At 66.4% G+C, this 19,541-nt stretch carries 19 protein-coding genes; 11 read left to right on the top strand and 8 right to left on the bottom strand.

Features of this window, described 5'->3' with window-relative positions; genetic code table 11:
* The 8 genes from WAL33_RS07380 to ssb all read left to right on the top strand — a co-directional run.
* Positions 1-152, top strand: a 152-nt coding sequence (locus WAL33_RS07380) for a flagellin (RefSeq protein ID WP_422179978.1), incomplete at its 5' end; no start/stop codon positions are given.
* 265 nt (positions 153-417) lie between these two features.
* A complete protein-coding gene (locus tag WAL33_RS07375; protein WP_422179970.1) occupies positions 418-573 on the top strand; it encodes a hypothetical protein in 156 nt (51 codons plus the stop codon).
* Between the two features lie 170 nt (positions 574-743).
* Positions 744-1,589 (top strand): flagellin, encoded by an 846-nt coding sequence (locus WAL33_RS07370; RefSeq protein ID WP_422179968.1) that lies wholly within the window; start codon positions 744-746, stop codon positions 1,587-1,589.
* A 173-nt stretch (positions 1,590-1,762) separates the two neighbouring features.
* Positions 1,763-2,317: a UDP-4-amino-4,6-dideoxy-N-acetyl-beta-L-altrosamine N-acetyltransferase gene (gene pseH / locus WAL33_RS07365; protein ID WP_422179966.1), complete on the top strand. Its 555-nt coding sequence runs from the start codon at positions 1,763-1,765 to the stop codon at positions 2,315-2,317.
* 221 nt (positions 2,318-2,538) lie between these two features.
* The gene (locus WAL33_RS07360; protein WP_422179964.1) at positions 2,539-5,259 is read left to right on the top strand and encodes a hypothetical protein; all 2,721 of its coding nucleotides are present in this window, start codon (positions 2,539-2,541) and stop codon (positions 5,257-5,259) included.
* Between the two features lie 76 nt (positions 5,260-5,335).
* Positions 5,336-6,004 (top strand): hypothetical protein, encoded by a 669-nt coding sequence (locus WAL33_RS07355; protein WP_422179962.1) that lies wholly within the window; start codon positions 5,336-5,338, stop codon positions 6,002-6,004.
* 15 nt (positions 6,005-6,019) lie between these two features.
* Complete coding sequence (locus WAL33_RS07350; RefSeq protein ID WP_422179960.1) at positions 6,020-6,403, top strand: hypothetical protein; 384 nt, start codon at positions 6,020-6,022, stop codon at positions 6,401-6,403.
* Between the two features lie 141 nt (positions 6,404-6,544).
* Positions 6,545-7,039: a single-stranded DNA-binding protein gene (ssb, locus tag WAL33_RS07345; RefSeq protein ID WP_422179958.1), complete on the top strand. Its 495-nt coding sequence runs from the start codon at positions 6,545-6,547 to the stop codon at positions 7,037-7,039.
* 130 nt (positions 7,040-7,169) lie between these two features.
* On the opposite strand, the gene WAL33_RS07340 is transcribed toward ssb, so the two are convergent.
* Together WAL33_RS07340 and WAL33_RS07335 are read right to left on the bottom strand one after the other, a co-directional pair.
* Entirely contained in the window at positions 7,170-8,468 is a 1,299-nt protein-coding gene (locus WAL33_RS07340) for a hypothetical protein (protein WP_422179956.1), read from the bottom strand.
* Positions 8,469-8,513: 45 nt separating this feature from the next.
* A complete protein-coding gene (locus tag WAL33_RS07335) occupies positions 8,514-10,061 on the bottom strand; it encodes an MFS transporter (protein ID WP_422179954.1) in 1,548 nt (515 codons plus the stop codon).
* 444 nt (positions 10,062-10,505) lie between these two features.
* Here WAL33_RS07335 and bktB point away from each other — a divergent pair, with 444 nt between their 5' ends.
* Positions 10,506-11,687 (top strand): beta-ketothiolase BktB, encoded by a 1,182-nt coding sequence (gene bktB / locus WAL33_RS07330; protein WP_422179952.1) that lies wholly within the window; start codon positions 10,506-10,508, stop codon positions 11,685-11,687.
* A 160-nt stretch (positions 11,688-11,847) separates the two neighbouring features.
* Here the strand turns inward: bktB and WAL33_RS07325 are convergent, their stop codons facing one another.
* Together WAL33_RS07325 and WAL33_RS07320 are read right to left on the bottom strand one after the other, a co-directional pair.
* Entirely contained in the window at positions 11,848-12,894 is a 1,047-nt protein-coding gene (locus WAL33_RS07325; protein WP_422179950.1) for a serine hydrolase domain-containing protein, read from the bottom strand.
* Entirely contained in the window at positions 12,894-13,661 is a 768-nt protein-coding gene (locus WAL33_RS07320; protein WP_422179948.1) for a GntR family transcriptional regulator, read from the bottom strand. The genes WAL33_RS07325 and WAL33_RS07320 overlap by 1 nt, the downstream gene beginning before the upstream one ends.
* A gap of 408 nt (positions 13,662-14,069) precedes the next feature.
* Here WAL33_RS07320 and WAL33_RS07315 point away from each other — a divergent pair, with 408 nt between their 5' ends.
* Complete coding sequence (locus WAL33_RS07315; protein ID WP_422179946.1) at positions 14,070-15,146, top strand: fatty acid desaturase family protein; 1,077 nt, start codon at positions 14,070-14,072, stop codon at positions 15,144-15,146.
* Here the strand turns inward: WAL33_RS07315 and WAL33_RS07310 are convergent.
* Positions 15,105-15,872 (bottom strand): DoxX family membrane protein, encoded by a 768-nt coding sequence (locus tag WAL33_RS07310; protein WP_422179944.1) that lies wholly within the window; start codon positions 15,870-15,872, stop codon positions 15,105-15,107. The two genes, WAL33_RS07315 and WAL33_RS07310, sit on opposite strands and share 42 nt — an antisense overlap.
* 117 nt (positions 15,873-15,989) lie before the next feature.
* Between WAL33_RS07310 and WAL33_RS07305 the strand changes: the two genes are divergently transcribed.
* Positions 15,990-16,802 (top strand): helix-turn-helix transcriptional regulator, encoded by an 813-nt coding sequence (locus WAL33_RS07305; RefSeq protein ID WP_422179942.1) that lies wholly within the window; start codon positions 15,990-15,992, stop codon positions 16,800-16,802.
* On the opposite strand, the gene WAL33_RS07300 is transcribed toward WAL33_RS07305, so the two are convergent.
* Genes WAL33_RS07300 through bioF form a run of 3 tightly spaced genes read right to left on the bottom strand, consistent with a single transcriptional unit; the run spans position 16,799 to position 19,517 of the window.
* Positions 16,799-17,692 (bottom strand): Gfo/Idh/MocA family protein, encoded by an 894-nt coding sequence (locus WAL33_RS07300; protein ID WP_422179940.1) that lies wholly within the window; start codon positions 17,690-17,692, stop codon positions 16,799-16,801. The two genes, WAL33_RS07305 and WAL33_RS07300, sit on opposite strands and share 4 nt — an antisense overlap.
* Positions 17,689-18,363: a dethiobiotin synthase gene (gene bioD, locus WAL33_RS07295; protein WP_422179938.1), complete on the bottom strand. Its 675-nt coding sequence runs from the start codon at positions 18,361-18,363 to the stop codon at positions 17,689-17,691. The genes WAL33_RS07300 and bioD overlap by 4 nt, the downstream gene beginning before the upstream one ends.
* Complete coding sequence (bioF, locus tag WAL33_RS07290) at positions 18,363-19,517, bottom strand: 8-amino-7-oxononanoate synthase (protein WP_422179936.1); 1,155 nt, start codon at positions 19,515-19,517, stop codon at positions 18,363-18,365. The genes bioD and bioF overlap by 1 nt, the downstream gene beginning before the upstream one ends.
* Positions 19,518-19,541: the final 24 nt, after the last annotated feature.

Below are 19,541 nucleotides of genomic sequence, written 5' to 3'. Positions count from 1 at the left end.
GCCTCGACGCCGGCGTGGGCAACCTGGTTGACGCCGACCTGGCCAAGGAAAGCGCCAAGCTGCAGTCGCTGCAAACCAAGCAGCAACTGGGCATCCAGGCGCTCTCGATCGCCAACCAGTCGACCGGCTCGATCCTGAGCCTGTTCCGATAGGAACGAGAAGGGGGCGGGCTCTCGGGTCCGCCCCCGCCTTTTCCTCGGCCGTTGCCGTAGGCGAGGGTTCACCAGAGGGTCGCCGAATGCGGCGACAGGAGTAATGGAAACCAAAGCCGCACCCATACCGTCGATGCCAGAATCGCCCGCGCCGTCTTCGGGCGCCTTCACCGTCCCGGGGCAGCCCGCGGGCGGTCCTGACGTTTCCGGGACTCAGCAGAAGGCCGCAGCCGCTTCGGGTCCCCAGCCAGGGGACTTGCGGTTGGTGATCGAAGAAGATCCGGTCTCGGGCGCCTACATCTACAAGACGGTGGACCGCCGGACTGGCGACGTTCTGCAGCAGTTCCCGCGCGAAGACGTGCTCCGCTTCAAGCAGGCGGAACATTATGATCCGGGCGAAGTCTTCGACGGCTTGACCTAAGAGGTCAGGGCTCCGCGTCCTGCTCGCCGCGGCGCAGCGTCGCAGGCTGAACATGGTTTACGCGCGTTAACCATATTCTTACTCCCTTGCGCCAATTTCACGGCTGACCTGCTCGGCCGTCGAATCGCGTTCCGAGCTCTATTGGCAAGAACCGCCATTCGGAGACCGTGATGACGCTGAGCGTGAACACCAATCAGCCCGCGCTGATCGCCCTGCAAAATCTGAACAAGACCAATGACGAGATGGAGGGCGTGCAGTCCCGCATCAACACGGGTCTGGCGATCTCCAGCGCCAAGGACAACGCCGCCATCTGGTCGATCGCCCAGGACCAGCGCGCCGACCGCGCGGCCTTGAACGCGGTGAAGATGAGCCTCGATCGCGCGACCTCGATCACCGACGTGGCCCTGGCCGCCGGGGAATCGGTCTCGGATCTGCTGACCCAGATGCGCGAAAAGGTGGTCGCGGCCAAGGACACCTCGCTGTCGACCTCGTCGCGTACGGCGCTCAACGCCGATTTCCAGGGCCTGTTGAAGAACCTGACCCAGGTGGTCAACAGCGCCACCTTCGACGGCGCCAACATCATCAACGGCAGCGGCAGCGTCACGTTCAACATGACCTTCCTGGCCGATGCCGACGCCGCGACGGTCATTACGCTGAAGCTGCAGAACCTGTCGCTGTCCAGCACGATCAACAGCCTCGTAGCGACCGACGCCATCAACACCCAGACCCTGGCCGCTTCGGTGCTGGCCCGCCTGGACGCCACGATGACGCGGGTGAACCAGGCCGTTGGTTCGATCGGCTCCCAGGCCAAGCAGATCGAGGCCCACAACACCTTCATCTCCAAGCTGAACGATGTGCTCGAGACCGGCGTGGGCAACCTCGTCGACGCCGATATGGCCAAGGAGAGCGCGCGTCTCCAGGCCCTGCAGGTCAAGCAGCAGCTTGGCGCGCAGGCGCTTTCGATCGCTAACCAGGCGCCGCAGATCATTCTGTCGCTGTTCAATGGCGGCGGCTAAGGCCCGATAGTTTCCAGCGGAGCCGTCGGAAACTGATAAAAGCGTCTAAATTCAGACGCTTAGTTTGGGGGCGGGCTCAGAATCTCGCCTCCGGGGCCGACTGTCGCGCTCTAGGCTTGACGCGATCGGCGGGGTAGACTTTCCGCAATGTTGTGTGGGGGAATCGACCCGGTATGATCGAGCTTCGCGATTTGACGAACGGCGACGAGGCTGTCCTGTTCCAGTGGCGGGGCGAGCCGGAAGTCGATCGGTGGATGTCCGACGCGGCCTTTCCGAGCCGCGAGGCTCACGCCGCCTGGTTCCAGGCTCTGCGCTCCGACCCCGACATGCGCGGCTGGATGATCGTCCGGGCCGGCGAACCTTCCGGTCTGTTGACCCTGACGGGGTTGCTCAGCCATCACCGCCGAGCCGGCTGGAACTGGTTTCTCGGATCGGCCGAGGCGCGGGGCAGGGGCGTGGGGCGCGCCGCTCAGGTTCTGGGCCTGGATCGCGCCTTCGGCGAGCTGGGCCTGCACAAGGTGTTCGCCGAGGTCATGGCCGACAACGACGCCGCCCTGAAGGCGCAGGCGGCCTCTGGTTTTCGTCGTGAAGGTTATCTGCGGGGCCACGTGCTGAAGGACGGTCATCCGCGCGACGTCGTCCTGCTGGGCATACTGGCCGAGGAGTGGCGGGAGCTGCGGGGCGAGGTCCGGCGCTCGCTGACCGACGCCCACCTGATCGCCGCCTAGGGCGCGGTCCGGCGATTCATACGTCTTAACGAAACGTCAGCGTTCATCGCTGACAATCGAATCAAGGGGCGTATTGCGCCCTGATGGGACCCGCTGTGATCACTTTCGATTCCAGTCTGTTGCTCGGCTACTATCAGGCTAAGACCGCGGGTCAGGCCGCGAGCGCGGCTGCGACCGCCGGCACATCCTCCTCGACGTCCTCCTCCTCCTCGACTAGCAAGATGGTGCCCAACGCGCCCTGGACCACCGGAGGGACCGAACCCAGTGAACTGGTCAAGGCGGCCCTGAACGGCCGCAAGTTCGTCGACGAGGGTGCGGCCCAGGCCGCGGCGCCGACGATCACCGGCGATCCCAAGAAGCTGTTCTCCGCCTATCAAGCGCTCAACACCCTGTCGGCGATCGCCGCCCGCGCGTCCGAAAAGGGCGTCACCGACAGCGAGATCAAGCGGTTGCAGGCGGTGTTCAGCAAGGGGCTGAACGAGGTCACCAGCTATATCCAGAACCTCAACACCGACGGCATGCGGCTGACGACCGGCACTGTGATGGCCAGCGACAAGTCCAGCGTCGGCGTACCCAAGAACAATTACAACTACGTCACCAACAAGATCTTCAGCGGCCAGGTCGATGACGAGGTGCCCGCCTTCAAGGGCGCCGTCAGCTTCACGATGGCGGTCAAGAAGTTCGGCGTCTCCACGAACGTCACGATGGATTTGTCGGAGATGGGGGCGACCTCCCGGACGATGTCCAATGTCGTGACCTTCTTCAACGACAAGCTGGCGGCTGCCGGCTTCGAAACCCAGTTCGCGGTCGAACGCACGGTCGGCGCGGAGCGGACCACCACGGTCAACGGTCAGACCGTGAAGTTGCCCGCCACCGGCGATGACTTCGCCCTGCGGATCCGCGGCGATTCGACCGAGGCCCTGACCTTCTCGGCCCCGGCCCCCAAGCCGGCGGTCTACATCACCACCGCCGCCGGCAATCCTGATCCGGACAAGAACCCCGCCACCGACGACGCGGTGATTGAAAACACCCTGACCAAGTACGGCCCCGGCACGGCCGGCGCGCCGGGCACCAAGGTGTTCTCCGACACGCTGGAAGGCACGATCAGCACCGTTCACAAGACCATGACCGGGGCGGACGGCTCGCTCTACGTGCTGGCCGACGTCGATGGCACGACCAGCAGCCAGACCATCAAGGGCGACCGTGACGTCGCCCTGCTGAAATACGATTCCGCGGGCAAGCTGCTTTACGCGCGCACGCTGGGCGCGGCCGATACGGCCACCGGCTACAACATGGCTATATCGAACGATGGCCAGGTGGCCATCGCCGGTTCGGTGGCCGGCAAGCTGTCTGGCGCGACCAACGGCCCTATCAATTCCGACTCCGCCGGCACGATCACCGACAGTTTCGTGACGCTCTACAACGCCAAGGGCGATGAGACCTGGACGGTGCGGCGTGGCGGCATGCTGGAGGACGAGGCCACCGCTGTGGCCTTCGGCCAGGACGGCGTCGTCTATGTGGGCGGCCGCACCAAATCGGACCTGCCCGGTTCGGCCACCGGCGCCACGGCCGGCGGCTACGACAGCTATCTGACCGGTTTCGCCACCGACATCGCCGGCACGCCCAAGGCGCTGTTCACGACCCATTTCGGCGGCGAGAACAACGACACCGTCGCCGGCATCGTGGTCAATGGCACGCAGGTGTTGGTGGCCAGCAAGGAGGGCAGCGAGGCGATGCTTCGCAGCTTCGACGTCACGACCAGCATAGTGACCGAGAACCGCACCTTCCTGAACGAAAAGGAAGTCTGGGTTACAGCGCCGGTCACCTACACCAAGGCGGCGACGTTCACCCAGGGTGCGACGCGCGACCTGGGCTCTCTGAAGGGCGGCAACATCGCCGGTCTGACGATCGACAACGGCCAGCTCTATATCGGCGGCTCGACGACCAACGGCGCTCTCGATGTCGACAACCAAGCCAGGGCCGCTTCGGGGGGCTCGGACGGCTTCGTGGCCCGGATGTCGCTGGATTTGACCGATAGGAGCCTGGACACCCTGGCCTATTACGGCGGCACGGGCGACGACACCGTCACGGGCATGGCGGTCTCCAATGGCCAAGCATGGCTGGTGGGCTCCGCCGGCAAGGACCTGGCGGGCCAGCCGACGGTCGGCGAGAAGGACGGCTATGTCGCTCAGATCGAGGTCGCCACGGGCGCGGTGACTTGGGAGCAACGGCTGACCGGCAAGGACGGCTACGCCACCCCGACCTCGATCGCCGTCGACGCCTCCGGCTCCAGCGCGCTGGACCTTTTCGGCATTCCGCGCGGCAAGATGGAATTCACCCAGTCCGACAAGATCGTCTCGGCGACCTCGGCGCGGGCAGGGGACACCTTCCAGGTCCGCACCCGGGCCCGCGGCGCGCTCACGACGATCAAGATCGCCGCCGAAGACACGCTCGACACCCTGGCCGACAAGATTCGCAAGGCCACGGGCTTCGCCGCCAAGGTTGAATTCGCAAGCAGCGGCAATAACCGCATGCTGCGGATCAGCCCGTCCCAGACCACCTCGACCGTCGAGATCCTGCCCGGCAAAGGCGGCACCGATGTGCTCGGAGCCCTGGGCCTGAAGGCGGGGGTCGTGCGTAACACCAAGATGGACCACGGCCAGACCGTTTCGGCCGACGGCAAGGGCCCGATCTACGGCTTCTCGCTGGACACCGGTCTGGATCTCACCGAGGACGCCGGCCGCAAGGCGGCGTCGGCGGCCATGACCAAGGCCCTGTCGGCGGTGCGCACCGCCTATCGCGAGATGGCCGACAAGGCCAACGGCGTGAAGGCGACCGACACCAGCACCGGCCCCGGCAAGACCGGCGGCACGGTTCCGACTTATCTGACCAATCAGATCGCCAACTATCAGGCCGCGCTCAATCGTCTGACCGGCGGCTAGACCGCGATCGGCGCGGGTCTGGGCCTTCTGCGCGCCCGGACTTGAAAGCGTCATCAGCGCGTCGTAGCCAGGGATCATGGAATTTCTCAAAGATCGACGCGTGTTGCTGGGCGGCGCCTTCCTGGCCCTGGTCGCGGGCCTGGGCATCGCCCTGACCGTGATGCACGGCGCCAAGTCGCCGACGAACGCGCCGCCGGCTTCGCGTGGCGGGCTGGTTGTCGAGACCGGTCGGGCCGATGACAGCAAACTCGACCCCGCGCGGCCGCTGCGCTGCTTTGTCAGCGGTCAGTTCGTCGGCGAGATCACCCTGGCCGAGTGCGCCAAGAAGAACGGCGTGGCCACCGACTCCCTCGACGTCGGGGTCGACGAGACCGGGGCCCTGGCCGCCGCCGACCAGGCCGGCACAGTGCTGACCCCGCTTCCGCCGCCCGCCGAGGTGCTTACCGGGCCCGCGCCGGCCGCGATCCCGACCATCTCGGCCCCGACCGTCTCAAGCACGCCCCTGGCCGTCTGTTGGCGCTACGCCGGCGGCGAATGGCGCAGGCTGCCGGGCGAGATCACCGTCAACGCCTGCGCCCAGCAGATCTCCGGCGGAAAATGCGAAAAGACCGGCGGAGCGGCCTATGGCCGCTGGGGGGAGGAGACCCTCCGCGTGGTGTCAGGCAGGGTTGAATCCTCGTCCGACAACCGCACCTTCCACTCGATCATCGAACTGGGGCCCAACTGCTCCATCCCGTCGGCTTAGAGAGACTTCAAGACCATGCGCCCTTCCATCGTCGCCCTCTCGCTCATCGCCGCCACCGTCAGTCTCACCGGCTGCGAGAAGCAAACCAAGGCTCCGTTCGAGGCTGGGGTCTGCATGCACGTGATCGAACAGAAGGACGGCACGCTGAAGTTCAATCCGGTGGCGCGCAACGTGCCGAGTTTGGAGCTCTGCGCGGCCGAATTGGAAGGCGCACGCCTGCGTTTCGTACGTCTGGGCAGCCCGAGCCGTGAAATGACCGGCGCCTATCAGGGCAAGTTCATCTTCCTACAGAAGGAAGGCATCTATCTGGGCGACACCTATGAGGGGGCCAGATTCATGTCACTGGTTCGCACGGGCGACGGCCGCCTGGCCGTCCCAGGGGCCATGCCGTCGCAATAGGGCGCCTGAAAAGCTGGGGAGAACCTGGGCGGTCCACAGGAACATTTGAAGAACAAAGCTTGATTTCAGTTTTAAGAACCCGTTAACGTCCGCGCAGATGCCGGCGCGATGGGTCGCCGGGCGTGAACAGGAAACTTCCCCATGGCGGGCAGCGTCAACAAGGTCATTCTGGTCGGCAATCTCGGGGCCGATCCCGAAATCCGCACCCTCAGTTCAGGCGACCGAGTCGCCAATCTGCGTCTGGCGACTTCGGAAAGCTGGCGCGACCGCACCTCGGGCGAGCGCAAGGAAAAGACTGAATGGCACCGCGTGGTGATTTTCAACGATAACCTCGTGAAGGTGGCCGAGAGCTATCTGCGCAAGGGTTCGACGGTCTATATCGAAGGCGCGATCCAGACCCGCAAGTGGGCTGACGCCTCGGGCGTCGAGAAGTACTCCACCGAAATCGTGCTGCAAAAGTTCCGCGGTGAACTGACCATGCTGGGCGGCCGTGGCGACAACGCCGGCGCCGCGCCGGGCGGCGGCTATGACGAAGGCTACGCTGGCGGCGGCGGCGGCGGCGGCGCGCCGCGCAGCCAACCCAGCGGCCCACGCGAGAGCTTCTCGGCCGACCTGGACGACGAAATTCCCTTCTAATCGCCCTCTAACTTCGAGCTGTAAACAAGTGGCCGGTTCCCGTTGGAATCGGTCACTTTTTTATTGCATCTGCTCATTTCCGATTTGTCGTCGGCCAACTGGACCTTGTTTTTCGATCAAGCCGTCTTGGTTATGCGGACGGGCCAACGACCGCCTGGAGCAGCCTGCGAAAGCCCTGCGTCGCGGCGATGGTCGCCAGCACGTTGAGGCACCGCTCATCGTCCTCCTCCACATGGTGGTAGCGGTGGATGCCGAAGACGCCCGCCGCCGGCGCGTAACCGGCCTTGATGACCTCGTCGAGCTCTCCAGCCGACAGGACCGCGCTCGAAACCGGAGCTTCGTAGCCGAGCTGGCCCGTGAAGACCGTGCGGGCCAGCGGCAGCAGTTCTGGTGTGATCGAGAGGAATCGTTGGCTGTCCACGCTGGGCAGCGGGGCCGCCCTGCCTGGCAGTTCATGCCAGTCGCGCGCCGCGACGTTGGCCCCAAGGTGCAGCCAGAAGCGGGTCGCCGCGACCGGCGGCGCGATCTGCTTCATCGCTTCGGCGGCGCCGAGATACTCGTACTCGTGCCCGGTGTTGCAGATGAAGGCCAGGTCATGGTCCGGCAGCGCCGCGACGGCCCAGCGCGCCAGGTCGAGCCAGGCGGCGACGCCCGGTCCGCGTTCCGCGGCGCATATGAACCAGCCAGACCGCGGGGTGGACACCGCCAGCCACCGCCCCTTGCCGCGGTCGATGCGGCCGACGAAATTGAAGGCCGGCCGCCGGCCGCTTTCTCCGTCGAACGTCAGGCGGGCCTCCTGGCGGTTGAAGGCCGCACCCAGGAAGGGGCCCGCAGCCTCGGGCGCGAGCAGGGCGACTGAACCGGCGAACATCGGCTTGCGGCCGTCGGCGTTGAGCGCGATCACCTTGCCCGTGGGGCCGTTGGTGATCGCCACCACCGCCTTTGCTCCAGCCGCGAACGCCGCCTCGATCGGTCCGCGCGCGGCCTTGGCCAGCATCGACGACCAACGGCCATGCGGCAGATCCACCAGGGCGATCGCTCCATCAAGCGACCCTGCGAACCGACCGGCGGCGTCGACCCTGACGAGCGGTCCGGAAACGCCGCTGGGACCGGTGGGGATGACGATGGGCTGCGGGTAGACCGGGGCGCTCAACCCGCCGCTGGTCAGCTCGGCGCGCCCGGTGTCGAAGAACGGGACCGAGAACGACTGCCGTTCGACAGCATAACCGGCCTTCTGAAGTTCGCCGGCCAGCCATTCGCCGCAGGCCGTGTCGCCCATCCCGCCGGCCCGTTTTTCGCCGAAGCCGACATATTTGAGCAAGTCCGCCTCGATTGTCCTGGCGGGAGGAGGCGAGGCGGCGGCGCTCGCGCCGCTCAACGAGACCAGCGCGCCCGCGCCCAGGAAAGTCCGTCTGCTGGTGTCGATCATCCTGATATCCTTGGTGGTTTTTACACAAGAATGGCGGCGTTCCGCCTAATCGACCCGCCGCGCTCGTATGCGGTGTCCAAGCAGAACCACGCTGACGAACGAGACGGCGCACATGGCCGCCAGGTAGATCGAGATCGGCAGGCTCGACTGGTAGCGGGCGAACAGCGCTGTGGCGATGATCGGCGCGAACCCGCCCCCGATCACCGAGCCGATCTGATAGCCGAGCGACGCGCCGGAATAGCGCACCGACCTGGGAAAGAGTTCGGCGAACAGCGCCGCCTGCGGTCCATACATCATGCTGACGAACAGCAGTTGGACGGCGATCGCGGCCAGGACGGCGAGGGGAGAGGCGTTCTCCAGCAGCGGGAACACCGCGAACGCCCAGAGCCCCGACAGGAATGCGCCGATCAGGAAAATACCACGTCGGCCGTATCGGTCGGACAGGGCGCCGCAGCCCAGCAGAGCCGGGATCATCAGGACGTTGGCCGCCATGACCGCGAACAGAAGCAGGTCGCGATCGATCCCCACCCGCGTCGTGCCGTAGGCCACCGCATAGGTGATGGCGATGTAGAAGCAGGTGTTGTTGGCGACGAACGCGCCGCCGGCGAGCAGGATCTGACGCCAATGGTCTCGCGCCGCCTCCGCCAGCGGTGACCGGCGCCGTTCCGCGGTCGCTTCGGAAACGCTGTCGGCCACGGATTCGGTAACGCCGAAGTGGACGACAATGGCGATCACGATCAGCAGAACGCTCAGCACGAAACCGATTCGCCAGCCCCAGGCCATGAAAGCGCTTTCGGTGCTGAGGGCGCTGACCACCAGGAAAACCGAATTGGCGAGCACCACGCCGAGAGGCACGCCGACCTGCACGAAGCTGCCGTAGAAACCGCGCCGATCGGCCGGCGCGCTCTCGATCGCCAGCAGCGCCGCGCCGCCCCATTGTCCGCCGACCGCCAGGCCTTGGGCGAAACGCAGCAGCACCAGCAGCAGCGGCGCCCAAGCGCCAATGCTGGCATAGCTCGGCAACAGGCCGATCAGCGTGGTCGAAAGGCCCATGATCAGCATCGCCGCGACCAGCACGCGTTTGCGGCCGTGGATGTCGCCAAAATGTCCAAAGAGCATCCCGCCGACCGGCCGAGCGATGAAGCCCACCGCAAAAGTGCTGAAGGAGGCGATCTGCGCCACGAAAGGGGGGAGGTCAGCCGGAAAAAACAGATGGGGAAAGACCAACGCGGCGGCCGTCCCGTAGATGAAGAAGTCGTACCATTCCACCGCGGCGCCCGCCGAAGCCATCACCGCAACCTTGAGGTTCGGTTTGTTGGCGGAAACATCCGAGGCTGACATTCGCTCTCCCTGGCGTTCTGGACGACGCTTGGAGGGAGGACACCATTCACGCACGAGGGGTGTCAATAGATTGTACGACAAAACTAGCGCAATTGTTCTTCTTCGGATGGGTCTCAGAAATTGAAGAAGGGGCACAGGGCATTTGAAGGTCCTGTGGCGACCTGGCGGGTCGGCGCCGGGACGTGGACCTGATTCCAGCCGCCCGCGCGCAAGAGGGTCGTGCACGGCCGGTCCATCGCTCAGATAGTCCATCCTGCGCGCGACCGCGGCGCCCGCAGGCCTTGGTCGCCTGCGCGCTCATAAGGCCTCTGGTAACTCAATTCGACATGTATTGTCGTGCAATGTTGACGGGAAGGTGAGGCCGGAGGATGGTCCGCTTCAACCGCCACGGAAAACACCGGCGCCAAGATTTCGGGGAGAGACTAAAACGCTTGGTCGGTTTGCTTGCCTGCTCGTCAGCCGTGGTTTTCCCGGCTGGGTCTCAGGGGTCGTGATGGCCCAGACCGGCGGCCCCTTCGCAGCTTCGCGCCGCAACCGTCCAGCGCCTCTCCCAAGGCGGACGCCCAATACTGATGACCATCGAAAGGAACGGAATATGGGGATCGATCCATTGAGCCGCGTGGCGATCGTCACGGGCGCAGGCGGCGGCCTGGACGCGGCGCTCGCCATGGTGTTGAGCCAGTGCGGGGTGAAGGCATGACGGCCCCGGTGTTCATCGTCGCCGCTCGCCGCACGGCGATCGGCGCATTCGGCGGTTCGCTTAAAGACAGGAACCCCAGTGAGCTTGCCGCCTTGGTCACGCGCGACGTGCTTGAGACCGGCCGGATCGATCCGTCGTCAGTTGGTCATGTCGTCTTCGGCCAGGTGATCCCCACCGGACCGCGCGACGCTTATCTGGCGCGCATCGCGACGCTGGAGGCGGGACTGTCGCAGAGCGTCCCCGCCATGACGCTCAACCGCTTGTGCGGATCCGGACTTCAGGCCGTCGTCTCGGCGGCGCAGATGCTCATGCTGGGAGACGCCGAGGTGGCGGTCGCGGGCGGCGCCGAAGTGATGAGCCGTGCGCCCTATTTCGCCCCGGCGACGCGTTGGGGGCAGAAGATGGGCGACGCGATGCTCATCGACGGCCTAAACGGGGCGCTGACCGACCCGTTCGGCGGCGGCCTCATGGGGGTGACCGCTGAAAATGTCGCCGAGCGGCATGGCGTGGGTCGCGAGCGTCAGGACGCCTATGCCGCCGAAAGCCATCGGCGTGCCGCCCAGGCGATCACGGAGGGGCGTTTCACGTCCCAGATCGTTCCCGTCGAGGTGAAGGCGGGCAAGGCCGTCAGGACGTTCGAGGTGGACGAACATGTGCGCGGCGACACCCAGGCCGCCGACCTTGCGAAGCTTCGTACGATCTTTCGGGAGGGCGGGACGGTCACGGCCGGCAACGCTTCGGGCATCAACGACGCCGCCGCCGCCCTCGTCCTGGCGAACGAGGCCGCCATTGCGCGCCAGGGGCTCGAGCCCATGGCGCGGATCGTCGCCTATGGTCATGCGGGCGTGGACCCCAATTTCATGGGCATGGGTCCAGTCCCCGCCGTCGAGGCGGCGCTGGCCCGGGCCGGTCTATCGGTGTCCGACATGGATGTGATCGAGTCGAACGAGGCCTTTGCCTCGCAGGCTTGCGCGGTCGCGGATGCGCTCGGCTTTGATCCGGCCAAGACCAATCCCAACGGAAGCGGCATCTCGTTGGGTCACCCGGTCGGAGCGACCGGCGCGATCATCGCCGCCAAGCTGGTGCACGAGTTGCAGCGCGTCCAGGGGCGTTACGGCCTGGCCACCATGTGCATCGGCGGAGGGCAGGGGATCGCCCTGATCGTCGAGCGCGTCTAAGGCCGACCCTGGAACCTATCCGTTTCTGATGGGAGCCGTCAGAAACGGATAGGCAAACTCCGCCGGCGGGCGTCGCCGAGCTCAGCGTCGCAAGGCGAAGCCAAATCGCCGCTCGGTCTCTCCAGTTCAAAGCTGGTCGTGGTCGATCGCGCGGGCGTGATCAGCCGATCACCTTCATCAGTCGCAGCCACAGCTGCTGATCGAATTCTCGGTCGTTCGTGGCCGCGCCCATGCGCACGACCACCAACTTGCGGCTGGGCACGATATAGAGCCGGCGATCGAACGCGCCGAGCGCGCCCACAAGATCAGATGGAGCCGCCGGGATCAGCTGACCCTCGCTGCGTCCCGCCGCCGCCCGTATCGTGTAGCTGCCGCCGTTCAGCCACCAAAGGCGGCCGTAAGCTGGGTTGGTGGCGGATCGGGTGAACAGGGCGTCGAGTTGGGCCTGTGAGACCACGCGCGCGCCGTTTTGCGCCACCCCGCCATGCAGCACCATGAGTCCGAAGCGCGCGACGTCGCGCGGCGTCGTGACCAGGCCCGTATCGTTGCCGATCGAGGCCAGGACGGCCGGGCGCTTGCGCCAGGCCGTGTCCTTCATCCCGGTCGGCGCCGTCAGCCAGTCATGGGTGATCGCGTCCAGCGGTTGGCCGGCGGCCGCCGAGACGATGCGCTTGCTGATCGCATAGACCGGCGTGTTGTAGAAGAAGACGGTCCTCGGCGGCGCGACATAGCCGAACTTCTCGTCGAGACCAGAGCTCATTGTCAAAATGTCGATGACCCGGATGGCCGCTTCCTGTTCGGGCGAAGCCTTGGACCAGCCCTGGCCGAGATAGGTGGAAACGGGCTTCTCGGGATCGATCAATCCCTTGTCGATCGCGATCGCCGCCAGAACCGCGACGAAGCTCTTCTGTTGCGAGGCGACATCCTCGAACAGCGCGCCATCGCCGGCGCGGCCGTAGACGAAGTTGGCGAACATCTGGTCGTCGTCCGGCGCGGGCCAGGTCTCGTCGATGAGCAGCTTGCCGTCCTGGATGACAATGAACCCGGTGCCGCCGTGATTGCGCACGTAGTTGAGCAGGTCCGTCATGTCAGGCGAGGGTGCGGTCTTGCCGATCGCGGAAGGAGCCGGGCCCGCCGAGGCGCTAGGGGCGATGGCAAGGGTGGCGACCGCCGCCGCCGCGATCATGCGGACTAGCGCAGCTTGCATCAACTTGGTTTCCGTTTTGGGGGCGAGCGGCGCTTCGGCTTCGCGTTCGGCGTGGTTGCAGCCTCCGATATCAACCGCGGGCCGCGGGCGAGCATGATGCGCGCGACCTCGCCCTGCATGAAGTAGAGGATGTCGCGCGCCGACTGGCTGGCCCTATCCGCGTCGCGTTCGGCCAATGCGGCGCGAACGTGCCGCCAATGCTCATAAGGTCCCGGAGCATTGGTGTTGATCGCCAGGGCCGCATAGGAAAAGTGGAAGCGTGTCTTGCGGCGCACGCTCTCGATCATGCGCTGGGCGTCGGCGCTGGCGCACGCGATCATGTCGCTGAAGATCGATTCACTGACTTCGATGATCTGCTCGGCCGGCGCCTTGCTCTCGGCGTCGCTGAGCAAGCGATCGATCTTGGCCATCATGCTGCGGATCATGGAGTCCGATCCCCGCAGGCAGGCAAAGCGCGCCGCCATGCCGTAGAGCGCAGCGCGAACCTCGTAGAGATCGAAGACCTCCTCGACCGTGGTGGCGGATACGCGTGCGCCGCGGTTTTCTTCGATCTCGATCAAGCCGTCGTCGGCGAGGGTTCGCAGGGCCCGGCGCACGATCGAGCGTCCCACGCCAAACTCACTGCAAAGCTTGACTTCGCGAAGCCATTCGCCGGGCGCGAGCTCGCTTTTCTGTATGCGGGCCCGCAAAGCCTGAGCCAGATCGTCGGCGGTCGGAGCGGCGCTTGCAGCCGCTTCCTTCCCCTTGGACTTGCTCGATGTCTTCACTGTGGCTGCCAAAGACGTATCCTCATACGGACTCGTTGCGCTTCACCGAGAGCTTACCAACTCCGTACCTCTTCATTCCTATTTCGCACCGAACAACGCGGCAAGCATTTTGTCGCGCTATGGGTCAGGATTGTTGTACAATATCTGTGTCGTTGGTCTCGATAGTGCGAAGCGGCGGTTAGCCTTTTCGATTTCGACGCGATCGTCGACATCGGCGCGACATCGAGACGGTCTTTGACTGTAGGAGCCGTTTCAGTCGAGCGCCGCACGATCTGCCAAGAACGGTCAGCGTTTCGACACCGGTCGTTTTGATCTATGTCCATGAGCGTCTTCTGTCGTGCGGGCATTGAATTTCGAGAGCCGCGGCGCCACGTCGGGGCCCTCAAGGCGGAATCGGGGATTTAGACCGTGGGATCATCCCAGAAAGACGAGACCGGTCTGGTGCGCCAGGCCCACGGCCTGACCGCTGATCTGACGACGCCTGATCGCATGACCTATTGGGTTGATCTGGTGCTGACAGCGACGTCGGCTTGGGGCGGTCTGTGGCTGGCCGCCACCGCCCATAATCTGATCGTGGTCGCCGGCGGCGGCTTGGTCGGCCTGCTGGCCCTCTACAGGGGGCTCAGCTTTATCCACGAGATCAGCCACCTTCGCCCCAAGGACGTGCCGGGCTTCCGACTGGGTTGGAACCTGTTGATCGGCGTGCCGCTGATGACCCCGTCGATGATGTACGAGGGCGTACACAATCTGCACCACGCCAAGGACCGCTTCGGCACCGCGCGTGACCCGGAATATCTGCCGTTGGGCCGCTACTCGCCGTTCAAGCTGGCGATGTTCGCCCTGATCTCGTTGCTGGCCCCGCTGGGCGTGATCCTGCGCTCGGGCATTCTGGTTCCGCTGTCATTCGTGATCCCCAGCGTGCGGCGACTGGTCAGGGCCAAGCTGTCGGCCTTGGTGATCAATCCCGACTTCGTGCGCGAGGATAATGATAGGACGCGCCCCGACTGGTTGGCCCAGGAGCTGGGGTGTTGGTTGTGGTGCTGGAGCGTGGCGGCGGCGACGATCATCGGCCTCGTGCCGGTGCGCTTCGTCGTGACGTGGTTCGTCCTGTTCTCGCTGGCGACCTTCGTCAACCAACTGCGCACCCTGGCGGCCCACTACTGGGAGAACGACGGCGAGAAGATGAGTTTCGAGGCGCAGTTCCTCGACTCGGTCAATGTCCCGCCGCCGGCTCTGTTGCCGTTCCTGTGGGCCCCGGTGGGTCTGCGCTATCACGCCCTGCACCACCTGCTGCCGCGCCTGCCGTACCATAATCTGGGCAAGGCCCACGCGCGGTTGTCGGCGCAGTTGGCGGAAACCTCCCCCTATCATCAGGTCGAGGAGAAGAGCCTGTTCGTGGCGCTGGGCAAGCTGTTCCGGCGCGCCTGCGCACCGGCGCCGGTCCTAGCCGTCGAGCCCGACCCGGTCGAACGCCAAAGCGCCTGACGGTTCTGAAGATGGCAAGGACTGCCGCATAGCCCAAGCCGCGCCAGTCAGTGACAGGGCGACCGCCGTCATCGTCCATTCCAGATGGCTGCCGGGCGCGGCCATCACGCGCGGGATGTGCAGCATCACCACAAAGCACCCCATCATCGCCGTCAGCAGGGTCGCCGCCAGCCGGGGCGAGACGCCGAACAGGATTGCCAGTCCCGCCGCCAGATGGCCGACGCCTGTCGCATAGGCCCAGAACAGCGGATAGGGGATCCAGCCGGGGACCATCTTGGCGGTGAAGTCGGCATAGGCGAAGTGGCTGAGGCCGAACACCAGCGGGCAGAGGCCATAGACCAGCCGCGCCGCCAACCGCAGGCGGTCGCTGGGCGGGGCGGTCGACATTGCGAACAGCGCCAGGCCGCCGGCCGCCAGTGACAGGGTCTCGGCCACGCCCAGCCATGAGGCGACGCTGGCGGGCGCCTCGGCGGTCTCGGGGCCATGCAGAGCGACCCAGCCCAGATAGACCACGGCCAGGCTCGCCGAAGCGGGGCGGGCGGTGCGCGACCACAGGACGCCAAGGGCTAGCATCACCATGACCATGGCGCTGGCCAGGGCCAGCGCATGGTGCTCAGGCAGGCCCTTGGGGACCGGTTGCCATTGCAGGGCGAAGTCGCCGAAGACCAGACCGATGATCCCCAGCGCCGTCGCGCCGAGGCCGTAGGGAACGCCGTCGCGGTTCATGAACCCTCCCATCCGCAGAAGGGCAGGTTGGCTCACCGTCCGTCGACTGACTTGGGGTTTGTTGCGCGGCGACGCCGAGCCGGGTTCTATGGGCGTGTTGATAAGACGGAGGCTCGCATGTTCCGCGTCGAGACCCACGGCCCCGCCTTGCCCGCCCGTTCACCGCTGTACGGGGCCGGCGAGGCGCGCTGCGCCACCGACGCCTCGGCCGCGATCGAGAAGTGCTACGCCGGTCCTGCCATCGGCGCGGTGGTGGCGGGAACCTTCGACTATGGCGGTCGCCATGGGCGCACGCGGGCGAGGCCGGGCGCCATCCTGTTGGGCAACACCGGCGAGGCCTTCGACTGCCGCCACCTGGATGCCCATGGCAATCGCCGGGCGGTGATCGCCCTGCATCCGGACCTGCTGGCCGAGGTGGCCAACGACTGCGGCCTGGACGAGCCCGGCTTCGCGGTCTCGGCCCTAGGTCCTTCGCGCGAGACCGCGCCGCTTTATGGGGCCGTGCGCCGCGCGGCGGGCGGGCTGCGCCTGGGCGAGGAGGAGGTGATCAACCTGACGGCTCGCGCCCTGACCCTGGGACGTCGCCTGCGGAGAGTGGCGCCGACGGTGGTCGAGCGCCGCCGCATCCGCGAGGTGGTTCGACATCTGGACGTCGCCTATGCGGAGCCTTGTGGGCTGGATGCCCTGGCCGCCATGGGCCAGGTCAGCCGCTTCCACTTTATCCGTCTGTTCCGGGCCGTGACCGGCGAAAGCCCGCGCCAGTACCTGATCGGCGCCCGCCTGCGCGCCGCCGCCGACCGGTTGACCGACACGGCCGAGCCGATTACCCGCATCGCGCTGGAGATCGGTTTTAACGACATCTCGCACTTCAACGCGACCTTCCGTGGCGCGTTCGGGCTGTCGCCCACGGCGTGGAGGAAGACGGCCTAGGCGCTCAACTCGCGCACCACCGTCTCGCACAGTCGATGCGTCGCCAGCGCGTCCAGCGCCGACAGTCGTCGGCCGTCGCGCACGGCGCTCAGGAAGTGCTCGCACATCGCTTCGAAGCCGCGCTGACGGCCGACCGAGGTCCAATTTCCGCGTCGAGTCAGGACCTCGGCCGCGCCCTGGTCGAGGACCTGGTCGATATCGACGACCTTGCGTTTTTGGCCTTCGCCCGAGACCTCCAGGATCTCCTCGCTGGCGCCGCTGGCCCTGTTCATGATCCCCAGGGCATCCCGGCCGTCACCCGACAACGACAGCATCACGTGTTCGAGCCGGCCATCGCGCGCGCGACCACGAACGGCGACTTGGTCAGCGCCCGGAGCCAGGAACCGGATCGTGTCGACCACGTGGATATAATCGTCGAACACCGCCCGGCGGAGGTCGTCCAGCGGTCCTGGGCGGTTCTTCTGCAACACTACTAGCGGCAGGTTCAGGGCGGCGGCGTCGCGATAGGCCGGGGCGTAACGCCGGTTGAAGCCAGCCATTAGGGATATGCCGCGCGTCTCGGCCAGATCAACCAACGCTTCGCTGTCGGCGGCGTTATCGGCGATCGGTTTGTCGACCAGGACCGGCACTCCGGCCTCCAGAAGGCGTTGAACAATAGCGGGGTGCGCCTCGGTCGCGGCGTGAACGAAGGCCCCGTCCAGCCCTTCGGCCAAGGCCGTGTCCAGCTCGGCGTGCAGTCGCTCGACCCGCCAAGCCGCGCCTAGCGTCTCTAAGGCTTGCCTGTTGCGGGTGACGAAGGTCAGCTGGACGTCCGCGCGCGGGCCCAGCACGGGCAGGTAGGCCTTCCGGGCGATGTCGCCCAGGCCGATCATGGCGATACGAAGGGTCATGGCGCGCGGGTCTTCGTCAGCAGGTGGTCGGCAAGGGCTCCAGCGTCCCAGGATTCCGCGCGCGGCGCGAGGAACAATGGCGCTCCGTCCAGGAACGACGCCAAGGCCTGGGCGGTCTGGGCCAGGTCGGGAGCGTCGAGGCTTTCGCTCATCACCACCGCCGCGATCTCGGTCTTGACGGCGCGCAGGGCGACCAGAGCGGTCAGGACGTGGCTGATCGTGCCGAGATGCGAACCGGCCACCAGAAGCACCGGCGCGCCGAGAGCCGTGATCATGTCCAGATTGGTCTCGCTGTCGGTCAGCGGGGACATCACCCCGCCGGCCCCCTCGACCAGCAGCAGGCCGTTGCGGATCTCGGCGGCGCGGGCCACCGCGTCGATGACCATGTCGCCCAGGACCAGGGTCTGCCCCTCTAGCCGCGCGGCGATGTTGGGCGACAGCGGGGCGCGGTAGCGGCGCGGGGCGATGCGGAATAGCGCGCCGGGATCGCCAAGGGCCGAGGCCAGCCGGGCCGGGTCGCTGCCGGCCGCGTCCTTGGGATCAAAGCCACTGACCACGGGCTTGAACGCGTCGACGACCGCGCCCCGGGCCTTCAGGGCGCGGATCAGGGCGCAACTGACATAGGTCTTGCCGATGTCGGTGCCGGTTCCGGTGACGAATAGGGTCGGCATCAGGGCGCGGCCTTGACGTAGGGTTTCACCAGGGCCGCCAGGCGGGCGACCTCGGCGTCGGGATGTTCGGCGCTGAAGGCGATGCGCAGGCGGGCCTCGCCGGTCGGCACGGTGGGCGGGCGGATGGCGACGACCAGGAAGCCGTCGGCTTCCAAAGCCCGTGAGGCGTTCAGCGCGTCCTGGGCCTCGCCGATGATCACCGGCACGATGGGGCTGGTCGCCAGTGGCAAGCCGACGGTCTTGGTGAAGGCCTGGGCCTTGGCCAGGGGCAGGGCGGTCAGGGCCGGCTCGGCCTGGATGATATCCAGCGCCGCCAGGGCGGCGGCGGCGGCGGCCGGCGGCAGGCCGGTGGTGTAGACCAAGGTGCGGGCCCGGGTCTTGATCAGGTCGACCACGGCCTGCGAACCGCAGACATAGCCGCCGTAAGACCCCAGGGCCTTGGACAGGGTGCCCATCTGGAACGGGATCTGGGCCTCGGGGAACAAGGCGGCCGAGCCACGGCCCTCGGCCAGCACGCCCACGCCATGTGCGTCGTCCGACAGCAGCCAGGCGTCATTGGCCTCGCAGACCGCCGACAGCCAGTCCAGCGGCGCGATGTCGCCGTCCATCGAAAACACCCCGTCGGTGGCGACGATGGCGTGACGGGCGCTGGACCGGTGCTCGGCCAGCAACTCGGCCAGATGGTCGCTGTCGTTATGGGCGAACGGGATGATCCGGGCGCCCGACAGCTGGGCGCCGGCCCAGATGCAGGCGTGGGCCAATTCGTCGACCAGCACGATGTCGCCCTTGCCGGCGAAGGTGGGGATGACGCCGGCATTGGCCAGGTAGCCCGAGCCGAACACCACGCAGGCCTCCGTGCCCTTCAACCGCGCCAGACGGGCCTCCAACTCGGAGAGGAGAGGGTGGTCGCCGGTCACCAGCCGCGAGGCGCCGGAGCCGGCGCCGTAGGTCTCGATCGCGGCCTGGGCGGCGGCCTTGACCGCCGGGTGGTGAGCCAGGCCCAGATAGTCGTTGCAGGAGAAGGACAGCAGTTTGCGGCCATCGCGCTCGACGATGGCTCCGGCGGAGCGCTGGGTGGGCTTGAGGCGACGCAGCAGGCTGGCGGCCTCCAGGCGCTGGATCTTGTCGGCGGCGTAGGTGTCCAGACTGTGCATCACGGTTCCTGTTTGCCCCTCGCA

It is taken from the genome of Caulobacter sp., from assembly GCF_049283275.1.
In the GTDB taxonomy this organism is placed as follows: Bacteria; Pseudomonadota; Alphaproteobacteria; order Caulobacterales; family Caulobacteraceae; genus Caulobacter.
This window is presented reverse-complemented; position numbering and strand designations above follow the sequence as displayed.

Excerpts from the sequence above, each read along its gene's own strand:
- WAL33_RS07370 (WP_422179968.1), top strand. The coding sequence starts at position 744 with ATGACGCTGAGCGTGAACACCAATCAGCCCGCGCTGATCGCCCTGCAA.
- pseH (WP_422179966.1), top strand. The coding sequence starts at position 1,763 with ATGATCGAGCTTCGCGATTTGACGAACGGCGACGAGGCTGTCCTGTTC.
- bioD (WP_422179938.1), bottom strand. The coding sequence starts at position 18,363 with ATGCCGACCCTATTCGTCACCGGAACCGGCACCGACATCGGCAAGACC.
- bktB (WP_422179952.1), top strand. The coding sequence starts at position 10,506 with ATGACGGCCCCGGTGTTCATCGTCGCCGCTCGCCGCACGGCGATCGGC.
- WAL33_RS07355 (WP_422179962.1), top strand. The coding sequence starts at position 5,336 with ATGGAATTTCTCAAAGATCGACGCGTGTTGCTGGGCGGCGCCTTCCTG.
- WAL33_RS07335 (WP_422179954.1), bottom strand. The coding sequence starts at position 10,061 with ATGGACTATCTGAGCGATGGACCGGCCGTGCACGACCCTCTTGCGCGC.
- WAL33_RS07325 (WP_422179950.1), bottom strand. The coding sequence starts at position 12,894 with ATGCAAGCTGCGCTAGTCCGCATGATCGCGGCGGCGGCGGTCGCCACC.
- ssb (WP_422179958.1), top strand. The coding sequence starts at position 6,545 with ATGGCGGGCAGCGTCAACAAGGTCATTCTGGTCGGCAATCTCGGGGCC.
- WAL33_RS07340 (WP_422179956.1), bottom strand. The coding sequence starts at position 8,468 with ATGATCGACACCAGCAGACGGACTTTCCTGGGCGCGGGCGCGCTGGTC.
- WAL33_RS07360 (WP_422179964.1), top strand. The coding sequence starts at position 2,539 with ATGGTGCCCAACGCGCCCTGGACCACCGGAGGGACCGAACCCAGTGAA.
- WAL33_RS07350 (WP_422179960.1), top strand. The coding sequence starts at position 6,020 with ATGCGCCCTTCCATCGTCGCCCTCTCGCTCATCGCCGCCACCGTCAGT.
- bioF (WP_422179936.1), bottom strand. The coding sequence starts at position 19,517 with ATGCACAGTCTGGACACCTACGCCGCCGACAAGATCCAGCGCCTGGAG.
- WAL33_RS07305 (WP_422179942.1), top strand. The coding sequence starts at position 15,990 with ATGTTCCGCGTCGAGACCCACGGCCCCGCCTTGCCCGCCCGTTCACCG.
- WAL33_RS07300 (WP_422179940.1), bottom strand. The coding sequence starts at position 17,692 with ATGACCCTTCGTATCGCCATGATCGGCCTGGGCGACATCGCCCGGAAG.
- WAL33_RS07310 (WP_422179944.1), bottom strand. The coding sequence starts at position 15,872 with ATGAACCGCGACGGCGTTCCCTACGGCCTCGGCGCGACGGCGCTGGGG.